The following is a 15,017-nucleotide window of genomic DNA, read 5'->3' as shown; positions in this document are numbered from 1 at the left end:
CCGTGTTTTCCGGGGGGATTACGTGTCACCGCCATCTACCGCGCAGCTCTCGCCCATGGGGCAGGCTGCACTTCAATATGTTCGGCGGGGGTGGCCTGTCTTCCCGTGCCACGAGCGAGACAAGCCCTGGACGAATGCCGCCGGCAAGGAAGGTCTGAACCGCGCCAAGGCGCCGTACATCGGCAACGGGCTGAAGGATGCGACGCGCGACGAGCAGCGCGTGCTGGCGTGGTGGCGGCGCAATCCCGAGGCGATGATCGGCGTCCCGCTGGGCGTGAACGGCTGCTTCGTCGTCGACTTCGATCCGCGCTTCGAAGAGCAGTACGACGAAGCCACGGGCGAGGTGCTGCTCGATGCGGACACCGGCGCGCCTGTGCTGCGCGAGTGGACGCTTGCCGAGCTGAAGGCCGAGCTTGAGGCGATGATGGGGGTGGAGCTGCCGCCCTCGCTCACCTCGCGTACGCCCTCAGGCGGCGTGCATGTGTGGTTCCGCCAGCCCAGCGATGGCGGCCCCGAGATCCGCAACAGCGTCGGCGGCAAGCGGCTCAACGATCACGTCGATGTGCGCGGAGGCGGCGGCTACGTGATCGCGCCGCCAAGCGCTTGCCTGGATGGAAGTCTGTCGGGCGCGGCCGAGGGGCCGTATTCGTGGCTGGAGCGGCGCGGCGACTGGCGCGACGATGCCTCGATCATGGAAGCTCCCGCCGAGCTGATCGCGTTGCTGCGGGCGCCGAGGGAAAAACGCGCGGCCGAGCCCCGCGATACCATGGTCGACAATTCCGCGGTGCCCTCGCCGGCGAAGGTGGCGACCGATGTTGACGACGATATTCGCCGCTATTGCCTCCGCGCGCTCGATGGCGAGTGCAAGGAGATCCGCGACGCCCAATCCGGCAAGCGCAATCAGCAGCTGTTCACCAGCGCGCTCAAGATCTCGTCGCTCGTCGCGGCCGGCGCCCTGGACGCCGGCGTTGCGCGTGCGTCGATCGAGGCGGCCGCGCGGGCCAATCCCGGACGTGATGATGACGGCCAGTTGCTCGCCACAATTGCTTCAGGCTGGTCCGCCGGATCAGACAGCCCTCGCGATCTCTCTGAGATCGCGGCCGCATCGCGCTCCCGCAGGGAGCGCGCGTCCCAACCCTTCCGAGGTTCCGCGCCTCGCGGCGGTGGAGGCGCGCCCGCGCCGTCCGCCCCGCCCGCGCCCCCGCGCGCAGCGGCGGGCGATCACGAACCCTTCCAAGGTGGAAGGCTGGAAGGCCTATCAGCGTTGGCGGAGGGGGATGCGGCGCGATTGGTGCGGATCTCGGCGAAGTGGCTGACGCGGCGCCTGGAGAACGTCGAGCGCACCAAGGATGCGGTGACCAAGCTCGCCTTCAGCATCGGCCGCAGGATCTCGGCGGGGCTGGTCGAGGAAGGCGCGGCCAAGGAGCTGCTATGGGATGTCTATGAAGGCATCGCTGACGTGCAGCACGCCGACATCGATCGCGCGATCGCGGACGGCATCAATCGCGGGTTCGATGTAGATCCGCTGCTGCTGACCATGAAGTGCAGCCGCTATCCGCTGACCGACTTCGGGATCGCCGAGCGCTTCCGCGATCGCTTCGGCCGGGACTTCCGCTTCACCACGGCCAAGGGCTGGCTGGGCTGGGACGGGCGCCGCTGGAAGGTGCTCGATCAGGATGAAAAGACGCCGCCGAGCGAGGTGATCGCGGCCGTATTCGACACGGTGCGCGCGATCCAGGACGAAGGCCGATTTATCGCCGATACGGGCGTGAAGGTGACCGAGGACGATCTGCCGGACGGGGAACTGTTCAGCGAGCGGCTCAATCCGCACGGGCTCGACTGGACGTTCCTGAAGGGCAAGCAGCTCGTCTACTACTCCACGACGGTAAAGGCGTTCGGGCGCACTTCCGAGACCACGGGCAAGCCCGCCGCCGTCGCCCAGCTCGCGCGGCGCTGGCTGACCGTGCCGATCGGCGCGTTCGATACGGACAAGTTCGCCTTCAACGTGATGAACGGCACGCTGCGCTTCCGGCGCGAGACGATGCCCGATGGCAAGATCGTGGCCATGGTCACGCGCGGCGATCACAGCCGCGAGGATATGCTCACCAAGCTATCGCCGGTCGATTATGACCCCGCCGCGAGCTGCCCGCTTTACGACGGCATGTTCGAGTGGGCGCAGCCGGACAAGGCGATGCGGCGCTACCTGCATCAGGTCGGCGGCTACAGCCTCAGCGCGGATGCCGGCGAGCAGAAGCTCTGGTTCTGGTACGGGCGCGGCCGCAACGGCAAGGGCGTCACGATCGAGAGCTGGACGCACGTTGGCGGCGATCTGGCCGACACGGTGCCGATCGCGTCGCTGCTCGATCAGAGCGTGAAGAAGCGCGGCGATCAGGCCTCGCCGGATCTGGCGAAGCTCGCCGGCGTGCGTCTGCTGCGCTCGTCCGAGCCGGGCCGAAATCAGAAGCTCGATACTGGCCTGATCAAGCTGGTGACCGGCGGCGAGCCGGTGCCGGTGCGAATGCTCAATCGCGGGTTCTTCAACCTTGAGCCGCAGTTCAAGCTGATCATCAGCGGCAACAGCAAGTTCGAGATCCCCGACACCGATGACGGGATCTGGGATCGCCTCAAGCTCGTGTCCTGGCTGCGCCATATCGACAAGCCGCCGCCCGACGCCGTCAACTGGCCGAAGAAAGACCCGCATCTGGTCGACAAGATCAAGGCGCAGGAAGGCTCCGGCGTGCTGAACCGGCTGATCGCGGGCCTGCTCGATTGGATGGAGAACGGCCTTGTAGAGCCGGCTGCGGTGACCGAGGCCACCAGCGCCTACCGCGACGCCAGCGATCCGCTGTCGCGCTTCCTGCGCCTGTGCGCGGCCGAAGATCCGCAGAGCAAGGTCCAGTCCTCGCGCCTCTACGACGTGTTCGTCGCCTGGATGAAGGCGGCGGGTGAGCAGGGCAAGACCGAGTGGTCCAACAAGGGCTTTTCCTCGGCCATGGTCGAGAAAGGTTACGAGAAGAAAGCGTCCAACGGGATGCAGTGGCTCGGCCTCCGCCTCACCAAGGATGTGTCCGACTTCGTGGATGAACACGGCCGCGCTCGCTCGATCGGCGACGGCGATGGCGATCATGCGCGATCGCCTCCGGAAGACATCGAGCCGGGCGGGTTCGACGACGGCGTCGCGCCGTGATGCCCTGCCACCCTTCCGCCTTGGAAGGATCGCGGAAGCTTACCGGAAGGGGGAAAGCGCGGATTTCTGCGCCTTTGGAAGGGTTGGAAGGATAATCGCTGACTTTCCCCATAGGGGCGGGCGCATGCGCATGTGCGCAAGGCAATACATCTTACGATCCTTCCAATCCTTCCAACTCTTCCAAAGAGATCTAGAAAGTTAGGGTAATTCAATGGGTTCGGATTTCAGCAATGCCGGAAGGGTTCGCGGCAACGGTTCCGAGGCCGGAAGGGTGATGGCTGGCGCCGTCGAGCAGCTCGATCGCGAGTTCGCTTCCTTCGAGCTGGTGGAGGCGCGCCTTGTCGAAGCGTGGGGCTTCCTGCTGCGCATGCCGGACCGCGAGCGTGGATGGCTGCGGGTCAAGGCCTTGTGGCCGGACATCAGGCGGACGCGCGAGGACTTCCGCAACTGGGATGCGAAGCTCGATCAGGGGATCGAGCCGCGTAAGCCAGGGCTCCGCACGGCCGAGGTGGATAAGATGGAGGAAGCGTTGGGCTGGCTCCGCGTCGTCAAAGAGCGGGACCGGAAGCTGATCGGCGTCGTGCTTGGCCAGCTCCAGCGGGCAGATGATCCTGAATGGTCGGCTGTCGCGCACGCTTTTGGCGGGGAAGCCAGTTCGGACGCCTATCGCAAGCGCTATGGGCGGGCGATCACGGCGATTTGCAACAGCCTCAATACCGCAGAAATCCGAGGGTAGAGGCGGTCAAGGGGTAGAATGTGCACGCCGCGACATATTGTTTGTCCGTCTAGCGCCCCTTTTGAGCTATCTGAGCGATATCGTTGGGGCAGTCCCATGCCGATAGGCGCCGCTGCCCCTCCCCTCACCTTCGGTGACACTGCGAAACGCGATCACGGGCTGCGAAAGCCGTTCCGTCATGCGCGCTTCCTGCGAAAAGCGTTCACAGGATCATGGCGAAGCTCACGTCGATCAGGCCGCGTGTCGGCCGACTGCGGACCGCGCTGGCGAGCGTCGCGGTCAATCGGCAAGAGCGCGACCGCCAGCGCGACGAGCGGCCTTGGCGCCGCTGGTACAAGACGGCGCGGTGGCAGGCGCTGCGGTGGCAAGTGCTCGTCCGCGACCTATTCACCTGCCAGATGTGTGGGCTGCTCGTCGCCGACACGTCCAAGCTCGTCGCCGATCATCGCAAGCCGCATCGCGGGCTCGCCGCTCTGTTCTGGGACTTCGCCAACCTCTGGACGCTCTGCGACCACTGCCATTCGAGCGTGAAGCAGCGCGAGGAAGGCCGGGACGCCTGACCGGGAGGGGGGGGTCTAAAGTCGGCGGGGGTGTCAGCCCCTAGACCACCCATGCTCTCACGTAGGGATTTTTTTCTTGGGCGATTGGGATTTTGACCTGCTCGGCGATCCGATGCCGGACGGCCAGCGCGGTCGCGGGCGGCCGCCCCACGTCCCGACGCTCGAAAGTCGGCAGAAATGCGTGCTTCTGGCGGCTGTCGGCAAGTCGCCCGACGAGATCGCCGCCGCGCTGTCCATCACCGCGAAGACGCTGAGGAAGCATTATTCCCGCGAGCTGCGCGAGCATGAAGCGGCCAAATTGAAGGTCGAGGGCAAGCTGTTGGTCGGCTTGGTGCGCGAGGTCGACAAGGGTAACGTCTCGGCAAACAAGGAATTGGCGAAGCGCCTCGACAAGGCCGGGCTAAAGGCGCTGGCCGAAAAGGTCGGCGGACGAGCTGCGCCGCAGAAGGCGGCCCCATTGGGCAAGAAGGAAGCGGCGCAGATCGCGGCGAATGAAGCGGTGGATCGCTTCAAGCCGAGGCGCGGGCCGCTGATGCACTGATGGCCGCACTGACGTGGTCCACCGCCTGCCCGGACTGGCGGGAAAGGATTGTCGCAGGCGAAAGTCTTGTCCCGTTCGAGCCGCTGTTCCCGGACGAAGCGGAGCAAGCTCTTGAGATCTTCAAGGGCCTCAAGATCGTCGACGTGCCAGGCCAGCCCACGTTCGGCGAGGCGTGCGAGCAATACGTGTTCGACTTCGTCGGCGCGATCTTCGGCGCGTATGACGCCGTCCAAGGCCGGCAGCTGATCAACGAGTTCCTCCTGCTGATCAGCAAGAAGAACATCAAATCCACACTGGCGGCGGGGATCATGGTCACCGCCTTGGTGCTGAACTGGCGCCACGCCAATGAACTATTGGTGCTGGCGCCGACGAAGGAGATCGCGAACAACGTCTTCACGCCTGCCATGGGCATGGTTCGCGCCGACGAGCATCTCTCGAAGCTGCTGAAGGTCATCGAGCACCAGCGCACGATCAAGCATCTCGTGAACGAGTCCGAGCTCAAGGTTGTCGCGGCCGACAGCGAGACGCTGGGCGGCACGAAAGCCGGTTTCGTGTTGGTCGAAGAGCTGTGGCTGTTCGGCAAGAACCCGAAGGCCGCCGCGATGCTGATGGAAGCGACGGGGGGCCTGATCAGCCGTCCTGAGGGCTTCGTCGTCTATCTGACGACGCATAGCGACGAAGCGCCGCGAGGGGTGCTCAAGAGCAAGCTCGACTTGTTCCGGGGCATTCGCGACGGCCAGATCGTCGATAAGCGCAAGCTGGGGATGCTCTACGAGTTCCCCGAGGACATGGTGCTGAGCGAGGCCTATCTCGACCCGGCAAACTTCTACGTCACGAACCCGAATATCGGCCGATCCGTCGACGCGGAATGGTTGGAAGAAAAGCTGGGCGAAGCCCTGCGAGGGGATGCGGGCGAGTTGCAGATCTTCCTCGCGAAGCATCTGAACGTGGAGATCGGCACACGCTTGAGCCGCGATCGGTGGTCCGGCGCCGACTTCTGGGACCGCTGCGCCGAGCCGGTGCTTAGCCTGGAAGATCTGATCCGCCGCAGCGAGGTGATCGTTGCCGGGATCGACGGCGGCGGCCTGGATGACTTGCTCGGGCTCTGCCTGATCGGTCGCGAGAAGGGCTCGCGGCGCTGGCTGATCTGGGCGCAGGCGTGGGCCTGGGAGATCGTCTGGAAGCGGCGCACAGACATCGCGACCAAGCTCGATGAGTTCGTATCGGAAGGCTCGCTGGTCAAGCTGGCTATGCCGGACGAAGAGCAGCTGGAGCAGCTGCCCGAGGGGATCGAGGACGAGAGCGAGGATCTCACCGCCGACATTCTCGGCGTTGTCGAGGTGTTGCTGCGCGTGAAGGAAGCGGGCCTGTTCCCGGCGGCCGAGGCGATCGGCCTCGATCCGGCAGGCGTGGCGACCTTGGTCGACGAACTGGCGAAGCGCGAGTTCGCGGACGAGCAGCTCAAGGCGATCCCGCAGGGCTGGCGCCTCGCCAGCGCGATCAAGGGCATGGCCCGTAAGGCCGCCGCGCGAACGCTGCGGCACGGGGGCAGCAAGCTGATGTCGTGGTGCATCGGCAACGTGAAACAGGAACCGAAGGGAGCGAGCGGCGTGGCCATCACCAAACAGTCTCCCAGCGCGAAGATCGACCCCGTCGCGGCGATGTTCTCCGCAGGCATGCTCATGAGCCTCAATCCCGAGGCAGCGAACGACAACTCGCTCGATGAATTCATCGCGCAGATGAAAAAGAAGGCGTCCGCCTGATGGGTATGTGGAGTTGGGTCGGATCGACCGTCGCACGATTTGGGACCGGCCAGCAAGGCAAGCTCAGCGGGGCGCCCGAAGACGAGCCGACCCGCAAGGCGATCTCCTATGGGTCGCGCCTGGACTCGGCCGGGCAGACGGTTACCCAAAAGACCACGCTCGGGCTCCCCGCCGCCTGGGCGTGCGTGCGCCTGAAGTCCGATGTGGTCGGCTCAATGGGGATGGGCGTCTTCGAAAAGTCGAAGGATGGCGGCCGCGTCGATCGGGGCGACCACTGGCTTTACGATCTCGTCCACGAGCAGCCGAACCTCGATCAGACGGCCAGCGAGTTCTGGTCCGGGATGGTCGCTTGTCGAGATCTGTGGGGCAACGGGTACGCGCTGAAGGAAACGCTGGGAGGCCGGACCACCACGTTGACGCCCTTGGCGCCCGACACCACGCGGGTTTTCCGCAACAGCGACAATCAGCGCATGTATCGCTTCATGGAGCGCGGCAAGGTCGAGACCGTGCCGGCGGAGAAAATGTTCCACCTGCGCGGCCTGACGTTGGGTGGCGACGAAGGCCTGTCGGTGGTCGAATTTGGCCGGCGCACGCTTGGATCGTCGATCGCTGCGAACCGTGTTGCCGCAGACACCTTCAAGGGCGGCATGCAGCTTGCCGGCTTCATGGAAGTCGGATCGCACTCGAAGCTGTCCGCCGAGCAGCGTGCCGATCTGCTCGACATCTTCGATGCCTTCGTTGGCGACGCGATGCGGGGCCGCATCGTGCCGCTGGAAAAGGACTTCAAGTTTCAGCCGCTCAAGATGAACCCGGCTGAGGTGCAGCTCCTGGAGTCCCGTGGCTGGGATGTCGAAGAAATCTGCCGCTGGTTTGACGTGTTCCCGATCCTGATCGGGCACGCCGTCAAGGGCCAGACGATGTTCGGCAGCGGCGTCGAGCAGACCCTGCTCGGGTGGCAGACGCTGAAGCTCAACCCGCTGTGCTGCAACATCGAGCAATCGGTAAAAATGCAGCTGCTTGGCCCCGCCGAGCGCAAGCAGATCTATCCGGAGATCAATCGCTTCGCGCTAATGGCGGCGGACAGCGCCGCCCGCGCAGCGCTCTACTCAGCGTTCGGCCAGAATGGCGTGATGACGCGCGGCGAAATGCGTCGCCGTGAAAATCTGCCCTCGATGCCCGGTGACGACTTCCTGACCGTCCAGTCCAACCTCGTGCCGCTCGATCAGCTCGGCAAGCTACCGAACGCTGAGCAGGGCGCGCGATCGGCCCTTCTAAACCTGCTTGGCGGGGACATCGACGCCCTGATCGACGCCCGCCTGAAAGCTCTGAGTACCAGCCTCGGCCCCGCCAACTTCGGAGAGTGACATGGCGATGATTTCGCACTTTGGCCGCAAGCATAGCGGCGCCCTCAAGGTTCGTGACTTCGACCTGACCGTTAAGGCTGTCGGCGAAGACGGCACCTTCAACGGCTACGGCTCCGTTTGGGACGTGGTCGATAGCTATCAGGAAGTCGTCGCGCGCGGCGCCTTCACCGAGAGCCTAGCGGAGCTGGCCGCGAAGGCCCGCCCGGTGCCGGTGCTGTGGCAGCACCGTTCTTCCGAACCGATCGGCGCATGGTCGAACCTGCGCGAAGACGATCACGGCCTGGCCGGCGACGGCGAGCTGCTGATCAGCGATGTTGCGCAGGCCAAGGAAGCGCACGCGCTGATGAAGCGGCGCATCGTGACCGGCCTGTCCATCGGCTATTGGGTGCGTGAGAGCAGCTACGACGAGAAGACGGGCATCCGCACCCTGACGAAGCTGGATCTCGTCGAGATCAGCCTCGTGACCTTCCCCGCGAACGACGATGCGCGGGTTGAGGCGGTCAAGTTCAAGCTCGCGCATGGCGAGCTGCCCACGGATCGAGAGTTTGAGAAGTTCCTGCGCGAGGCAGGTTTCTCGAAAAGCCGTGCCGCTGGCCTCGTCGGCCACGGCCTCGGTGAACTGCGTCGGAGGGAGTCCGACCGCGACACGACGAGCAACACGGCCCTGAAGGGCATTTCGGACACCCTGGCCGGCTTCTCGCTGAAGTCCGCCTGACAAGGAAACCACCATGAAGACGCCTGAAATCCTGGCCGCTGCTGCGGCCAGCAGCTCCCTCGTGCCCGAGTTCGGGCGCAAGAATGCCAATGAGGGTGGCGGTGACACCAAGGATCTCGCGACGCTCCAGAAGCAGCTGGAGACGGTGCTCGGCGAGGTGAAGGAATTCGCGGTCGAATTCCGCGCGAAGAACGCCGAGGGCACCAAGGTCGACACCGATACCAAGGAAAAGGCCGACAAGGCGCTGTCCGAGCTGGGCGGCCTGCGCGGCGAAATCACCGAGCTTTCGCAGAAGCTGGCGCAGGGCCGCCGTGGCGGCGGCGATGGCGAACCCGAGATGAAGTCGCTCGGCCGTGCCGTCTCCGAGCACGACGATGTGAAGTCCTATGTCGCCGGCGGCTGCAAGGGCACGATCGGCTTCAGCGTGAAGGCGATCACCAGCGCCAATGGTTCGGCGGGCGGCCTGATCGTCCCCGATCGCCAGGCCGGCATTGTGGGCCTTCAGCGGCAGCAGCTGCGTGTGCGCGACCTGCTCACGCCGGGTCAGACCGATGGCAACTCGATCGAGTATGCGTATCAGACCACGCGCACCAACAATGCCGCGGCGACCGCCGAGGGTGCGCAGAAGCCCGAGTCCGCCTATGGCTGGGACGTGGCGAACGCGCCGGTGCGGACGATCGCGCACTGGGTGCCGATCTCGCGTCAGGCCATGGACGATGTGCCCCAGCTCGAAAGCCTCGTCGACGGCGAGCTGCGCTATGGCCTGGACGATGTGGAAGACGCCGAGCTGCTGCTCGGCGACAACACCGGCCAGCACCTCAATGGCCTCTACACGCAGGCGACCGCCTATGCGCAGCCGGCGGGCGTGGTGGTCGCGGGCGAGACCCGCATCGATCGCCTGCGCCTTGCGATCCTTCAGGTCGAGCTGGCGGACTATGCGCCCGACGCCATGGTCATCCACCCGACGCAGTGGGCCAACATCGAGCTGACCAAGGATGCTGCGAACGGCTATGTTTTCGCCAATCCTCAGGGCATGGCCGGCCCGGTGCTCTGGAGCCGCCCGGTCGTGTCGACCAAGCGCATCGGTGCCAACAACTTCCTGACCGGCGCGTTCAAGCTCGCCGGCCAGATCTTCGATCGCATGGATACCGAGGTGCGGATCTCGGATCAGGATCGCGACAACTTCATCAAGAACATGCTCACCGTCCGTGCCGAGAAGCGCCTCGCTCTCGTCGTGCGGCGTCCGGGTGCGCTCGTGAAGGGCTCGCTCGCGATCGCCTAATCGCCGCGATCCGGCGGCTGAAAACGTGGGGCGCCTTCGGGCGCTCCGCTATTCCGGGAGTAAAATCATGAAGAACGCACTCGTTTTGCACGATCATTTCGGTGACGACGGCATGGCCACCGAAGGCAAGATCCTGCGCGGCATCACCACCAAGCGCTTCGAAGCGCTGGAGAAACAGGGACTGGTGCGCGAGGCAACGGCCGATGACTTGGAGGCCGGTGACCAGCACGCCTTCGAGAAGGATACCTCCGAAGAGGACGGCGACGAGATCCGCCTGCACCTCTCGATCGACAGCGCGGCTGTGCAGGAGATCGTGACCAAGGCCAAGGAAGAGATCGACCGTATCGAGGGTCTCCGCGTCGCGGAGTCTCAGCGCGCGGATGCTGCCGAGAAGGCGCTCGAGAAGCTCACCGCCGAGCTGGGCGAGACCAAGAAGGATCTCGATGCCGCCAAGGCGGAGAGCGAGCAGCTGCGCGGTGAGCTGAAGGCCGCCCTGGCGAAGGGCGAGAAGCAGCGTCCGGCGGCGGCGAACAAGAAGGCGGCTGATCCCGCCAACAAGGGAGCCTGAGCCATGGCCCGCTCTGCAGCTCGCTCGCGCGGCTTCATGTGCGTCCCCGCCTTCACCGTGGCGCCGTCGATCGCGGGCGTCGCGCAGAGCGGGCAGATGCTTACCGGATCGCCGGGCACTGTGGTGCGCGGCGCCGTGTCGGCTCGCGAATGGCGGCGCGACGGCGTCGCGATCGCCGGCGCAACCAACGCGACCTATGTGCTCCAAGCCGCCGATGTCGGGAAGGCGATCACCTTCGCGGTGACCGCGACCAACGGCCTCAATGCCGCCAACAAGGTGACGGTCGTCTCTGCCGCCACCGCCCTGATCGCGGCATAGCGCGATGAAGATCTGCAACTTCGAGGGCGCCCGTCCGCTGGGCGCCCCTCAGGGCTGGGATCAGAGCCTGGATGGCGCCTGCGGCGTGTTGCCGATCGTCGACGCTATCGACGAGCAGAGCGGCTTCAACTTCATGTACAGCGTCTGGCGCCCGAGCGCCGAAGAGCTGGAGCTGTTGAACGCTGGCGGCGCGATCCGCTTGGGCATCATGGGCCGGGTTCACCCGGTCATCCAGATGGCGGTGCTAACGCCCGAGGTGTGCGCCGCGTCCCGCCTCACCGAGCTGGCCGACTGATGCGCGTCGTCGTCGTCACTCCGCCGGCCACCCCGGTCATCTCGCTCGAAGCCGCAAAGAAGCACCTGCGTGTGGACGGCAACGACGATGACACGCTGATCGCCGGCTACGTAGCGGCGGTCGCCAATCATCTGTCATCGGTTGATCAGGAGGTGCGCGGCGCGCTCGGCCGCTCGCTTGGCAAGCGCGAGCTGGAAGCGCGCTTCAGCGCGCCGAGGGGGCGGATCATGCTGCCATTCCCGCCGGTGATCGAGCTAATCTCGGTCAAGTATCTCGATCGCGACAACGTCGAGCAGGTTGCCGATCTCGAAGACTTCGAGCTGCTCGGCGCCGAGCTGGTCGCAGCGGGACCGCTGTTCCCTTGGGAGAACGGCAATATGCGGCGCGAGGCTATCCGGGTCCGCTACCGCGCCGGTTACGACGAGATCCCCGCCGAGATCTCCACCGCCATGCTGCTGATGGTCGGTGATCTCTACGCGAACCGTGAGAGCACGATCGCCGGCTCCAGTGCGGCCGCGATCGAGATCCCGATGTCGACCAACGTCAAGGCGCTGCTCGACCCCGTTCGGGTCTATCGCTGATGTCGCTGGCAAGCCGCATGAAAGACCGCATCCGCATCGAGCGCCCTGTCGCTGATGACAGCTTCGACGGCGCCGGTTCGGGTGGCTGGGCGCTGGTGGCCGAAGTCGCTGCCGAGGTAATCGACGCGCTGCCGAGCAGGGCCGAAAAGCTGTCCGAGGGCATCAACATCGCCTCGCGACCGTCGCGCGTCCGCATTCGTCGTCGCAAGGACATCACGGCCAGCATGCGCGTGCTGATCGGCCGCAATGTGAAGGCCGAGAGCGGCGAGCTGGAATGGCAGACTGAGCGCGTGACCCAGATCATCGCCGGGCCGGCGAAGTACGGTGCGGACGCGACCGAAATCATGGTCGAGGATTACAGCTCGGCCGGGAACCCGTCCTGATGGCCGTCGTGCGGGGCAAGGCCGAGGTCAAACGCTTCCTCGCTCAGCTCCCGCGCGAACTCGAAGAGAAGGTGCTGCGCGGGGCCGCCAAGGCGGCCGCGACCGTGGTCGCCGAAGAGGCGAAGGCGCGGGTGATCTCGGCGGCGGTGGCCGGCTCGATCAAGGTCGCCACCTCGCGCCAAGACGGCCGCCTGATCGCCAAGGTTCAGAGCAAGGGCAAAGGCTCCTATCTGGCGCCCTGGCTGGAATGGGGCACAGATCCGCATTTCATCAGCGTGGCCGAGGACCAGCGCGAGGGCCGCAGCATCGGCCGCATCAACAAGCTCCACAAGGCGGGCTCGCTGGTCATCAACGGCCAGTTCGTGGGCGACACGGTGTTCCACCCTGGCGCGCGGCCGCACCCCTTCATGCGTCCGGCGCTGGACACCAAGGAGGCCGACGCGATCGCGGCGGCGCAGAGCTACATCAATGCGCGCATCACGCGGACGGGGATCGTCGGTGGCGCCGGACCTGAGGACGAAGGTGAATGACCGGAGCCAGCATCATCGGCGAGCTGCTTCGCTCGACGGCCGCGATTACCGCCGTGGTGCCCGCCGAGCGGATCAAGGGCGGACGCTTGCCGGACGGCATAGAGTTGCCCGCCTTGCTGGTGCGTACCACCAGCTCGCTCGATCGGCAGAACCTGAAGCGGACCGCGACGACGCGCCGCAAGGATCGCGTTTCGGTCACCGTGCGAGCCGCGACCTATCGCGAGCAGGGCGCGGTGATCGAGCTGGTCCGCACCACGCTGGGCGGGCTGGTGGCCGATATCGGCGGCAAGCGCGTCCCGATCCTGACGGCGGGCACGGGGCCGGATCTGGCCGGTCCCGCAGACACCTTCGAGCAAACCCAAGATTTCCGCGTCAGTTTCGACGCGGCGTAGTGAGGAGAAGACGATGAGCACTACCAAGAAGGGGTTCGCGCTGCGGACCTTCAAGGATGCCGGCACCGAGAAGGAATTCGAGGGCGGCAAGACGCACGACTTCGAGCCCGGCGAGTTCGTCAATTTCGAAGCGGCCGGCCTGATCTGCGCGCCGGACAAGGCTCCGAAGGCCGAGCAGGCCGCGAAGACCGAGGCCGCCAAGTCCTAATCCGCTGCCCCGCTGGGGCAGCACCCACGCCGGCGCCGCCGGTCCAAAACCAAGGGAGTATTGAACGATGGCACTTCAAACTGGTGCTGGCGCGACGCTCGCGCTTTCGGCGGCGGCGCCCGCCACTCAGGATGCTGCGGGCTATGCCGCGCTGACCTTCACCGAAGTCGGCCAGATCGAAAAGATCGGCGCGATCGGCGCCACCTTCGCCAAGACGGACTTTCAGCCGCTGAAGGGGCCGAAACAGAAGCTCAAGGGCTCGCCGGACTATGGCTCGCTTCAGCCGAGCTACGCGCACGACGATAGCGACGCCGGGCAGACCCTGCTCCGCACCGCCGCGAACGACGAGACCAACAAGCTCTACTCGATGAAGGCCACCTATCAAGACGGCTCCAAGCGCTATGCGCAGGTGCGCGTCTTCAGCGCGCCGGAAACGATCGACGGTGCCGATCCCGTCGTCATGGTCACCCCGACGATTGAGATCTGCACCAAGGTCATCCCGGTCGCCGCCACCTAACCCAATTCCGGCCCACAGCCGGATAACCCGTACCGACCCGTTCGCCCGTCGCGGTCGAGCGGACGGGTCGGTGCACCTTACCGCGAAAGGTAGAATGCAATGTTCGACATCACCAGTCAGGCGGTCGCCGATACGGCCGTCATCCACGTCAAGAATGCCGCCGGCGAGCCGCTCTATGCGGATGCCGAGCGCACCAAGCCGGTTCAGATCGTGATCTACGGGCCGGGCAGCGCCGCGTTCGCGGCGATCGAGACCAAGCAGTCCGCGCGGGCCGTCAAGCGCCTGAAGGCCAACGATGGCGAGATCTCGCCGACCACGGCCGAAGATCGGACGCAGCAGACCGCTGAAGATCTCGCGGCGATCACTGTCAGCTTCGAGAACTTCACCTATCCGCCTGCCGGCGACGCGCAGGGCGCTGCCCTGTTCGAAGCTGTCTACGCAGATCCCAAGCTCGGCTTCATTCCCAAGCAGGTCTCCAAGTTCGTCACCGACTGGAGCAACTTCGCGGGAAAGCCCAAGGGCGGCTCCGGGACGAACTGACGCTCTTCGTCCGCATGTTGGCGTGGCTTCATGCCATGCCGAAACCGCCCGAGGGAAGCCGCCGGGCGGAGAGGGCGAACAAGACGGGTCAGGCGCCGAAGCATTCGCGCCTCGATCTGATGAAGAAGCGCGGCGCTGAGCCGCAGATGCCACCGAACCCGGCTCCCCATATCATCGCCTGGCTGGTCGATATGGGGATCACCGAGCCGAGGGGGATGGGTCAGGCGGTGCTGTCCTGGGGCGAAATCGACGCCTGGAGCAGGCGCACGCGCCTGGACATCGAGCCTTGGGTGGCGAGGCTGATCCGTCACCTCTCCAGCGCCTACATCGCGTTCGGTCGCCAAGCCGAATACGAGACCTGCCCGCCGCCCTGGCGGGCGAAGATCACCGCCGAGGATCGCAGCGGAGAGCAAGCTGCTCTCGAAGCGGTGCTGGGCTGACCTTGGCAACGTTCAGGCGCCGCGTGTATCGTGCTCGATGAAGGGGCATCAATATGCGCGGCGTTTTGCTTTGCTTGTTTCTGGCATCCTGCTCTCA

General features: G+C 65.5%; 19 protein-coding genes. All 19 read left to right on the top strand.

What is annotated here, in order from left to right; translation table 11 throughout:
• The first annotated feature begins 55 nt into the window (after positions 1-55).
• Positions 56-3,187 carry a phage/plasmid primase, P4 family gene (locus tag HZY97_RS20280; protein WP_180147903.1) on the top strand — a complete coding sequence of 1,044 codons (3,132 nt, stop codon included), beginning with the start codon at positions 56-58 and terminating at the stop codon, positions 3,185-3,187.
• 211 nt (positions 3,188-3,398) lie between these two features.
• Positions 3,399-3,923 carry a DUF6362 family protein gene (locus tag HZY97_RS20275; protein WP_180147902.1) on the top strand — a complete coding sequence of 175 codons (525 nt, stop codon included), beginning with the start codon at positions 3,399-3,401 and terminating at the stop codon, positions 3,921-3,923.
• Between the two features lie 212 nt (positions 3,924-4,135).
• On the top strand, positions 4,136-4,483 hold the full coding sequence (locus HZY97_RS20270; protein WP_180147901.1) for an HNH endonuclease: 348 nt from the start codon (positions 4,136-4,138) through the stop codon (positions 4,481-4,483).
• 76 nt (positions 4,484-4,559) lie between these two features.
• A complete protein-coding gene (locus tag HZY97_RS20265) occupies positions 4,560-5,024 on the top strand; it encodes a hypothetical protein (protein ID WP_180147900.1) in 465 nt (154 codons plus the stop codon).
• The gene (locus HZY97_RS20260) at positions 5,024-6,787 is read left to right on the top strand and encodes a terminase large subunit (protein ID WP_180147899.1); all 1,764 of its coding nucleotides are present in this window, start codon (positions 5,024-5,026) and stop codon (positions 6,785-6,787) included. Before HZY97_RS20265 ends, HZY97_RS20260 begins: the two co-directional genes overlap by 1 nt.
• Complete coding sequence (locus HZY97_RS20255) at positions 6,787-8,151, top strand: phage portal protein (RefSeq protein WP_180147898.1); 1,365 nt, start codon at positions 6,787-6,789, stop codon at positions 8,149-8,151. Before HZY97_RS20260 ends, HZY97_RS20255 begins: the two co-directional genes overlap by 1 nt.
• A gap of 1 nt (position 8,152) precedes the next feature.
• Positions 8,153-8,866 (top strand): HK97 family phage prohead protease, encoded by a 714-nt coding sequence (locus HZY97_RS20250; RefSeq protein WP_306670088.1) that lies wholly within the window; start codon positions 8,153-8,155, stop codon positions 8,864-8,866.
• A gap of 13 nt (positions 8,867-8,879) precedes the next feature.
• Positions 8,880-10,148 carry a phage major capsid protein gene (locus HZY97_RS20245; protein ID WP_180147897.1) on the top strand — a complete coding sequence of 423 codons (1,269 nt, stop codon included), beginning with the start codon at positions 8,880-8,882 and terminating at the stop codon, positions 10,146-10,148.
• A gap of 67 nt (positions 10,149-10,215) precedes the next feature.
• Positions 10,216-10,716, top strand: a complete 501-nt coding sequence (locus HZY97_RS20240) for a hypothetical protein (RefSeq protein ID WP_180147896.1) — start codon at positions 10,216-10,218, stop codon at positions 10,714-10,716.
• A 3-nt stretch (positions 10,717-10,719) separates the two neighbouring features.
• Entirely contained in the window at positions 10,720-11,034 is a 315-nt protein-coding gene (locus HZY97_RS20235; protein ID WP_180147895.1) for a hypothetical protein, read from the top strand.
• A gap of 4 nt (positions 11,035-11,038) precedes the next feature.
• Entirely contained in the window at positions 11,039-11,329 is a 291-nt protein-coding gene (locus HZY97_RS20230) for a hypothetical protein (protein ID WP_180147894.1), read from the top strand.
• Positions 11,329-11,910, top strand: a complete 582-nt coding sequence (locus tag HZY97_RS20225) for a head-tail connector protein (RefSeq protein ID WP_180147893.1) — start codon at positions 11,329-11,331, stop codon at positions 11,908-11,910. The genes HZY97_RS20230 and HZY97_RS20225 overlap by 1 nt, the downstream gene beginning before the upstream one ends.
• Before the next feature lie 17 nt (positions 11,911-11,927).
• Complete coding sequence (locus HZY97_RS20220; protein WP_257215186.1) at positions 11,928-12,293, top strand: head-tail adaptor protein; 366 nt, start codon at positions 11,928-11,930, stop codon at positions 12,291-12,293.
• Entirely contained in the window at positions 12,293-12,823 is a 531-nt protein-coding gene (locus HZY97_RS20215) for an HK97-gp10 family putative phage morphogenesis protein (RefSeq protein ID WP_180147891.1), read from the top strand. The genes HZY97_RS20220 and HZY97_RS20215 overlap by 1 nt, the downstream gene beginning before the upstream one ends.
• Complete coding sequence (locus tag HZY97_RS20210; RefSeq protein WP_180147890.1) at positions 12,820-13,215, top strand: hypothetical protein; 396 nt, start codon at positions 12,820-12,822, stop codon at positions 13,213-13,215. Before HZY97_RS20215 ends, HZY97_RS20210 begins: the two co-directional genes overlap by 4 nt.
• A gap of 13 nt (positions 13,216-13,228) precedes the next feature.
• The gene (locus HZY97_RS20205; protein ID WP_180147889.1) at positions 13,229-13,423 is read left to right on the top strand and encodes a hypothetical protein; all 195 of its coding nucleotides are present in this window, start codon (positions 13,229-13,231) and stop codon (positions 13,421-13,423) included.
• Positions 13,424-13,490: 67 nt separating this feature from the next.
• Positions 13,491-13,940 (top strand): hypothetical protein, encoded by a 450-nt coding sequence (locus tag HZY97_RS20200; protein WP_180147888.1) that lies wholly within the window; start codon positions 13,491-13,493, stop codon positions 13,938-13,940.
• A 99-nt stretch (positions 13,941-14,039) separates the two neighbouring features.
• Positions 14,040-14,480, top strand: coding sequence for a hypothetical protein (locus tag HZY97_RS20195; protein WP_180147887.1), 441 nt, complete (start codon positions 14,040-14,042; stop codon positions 14,478-14,480).
• A gap of 35 nt (positions 14,481-14,515) precedes the next feature.
• Entirely contained in the window at positions 14,516-14,920 is a 405-nt protein-coding gene (locus HZY97_RS20190) for a hypothetical protein (RefSeq protein WP_257215185.1), read from the top strand.
• The last annotated feature ends 97 nt before the right edge of the window (positions 14,921-15,017 follow it).

The sequence above is a fragment of the Sphingomonas sp. R-74633 genome (assembly GCF_013416555.1).
Lineage (GTDB): Bacteria > Pseudomonadota > Alphaproteobacteria > Sphingomonadales > Sphingomonadaceae > Sphingomonas.
The sequence above is the reverse complement of the archived record's forward strand: the minus strand, read 5'-3'. Positions and strand labels throughout refer to the sequence as shown.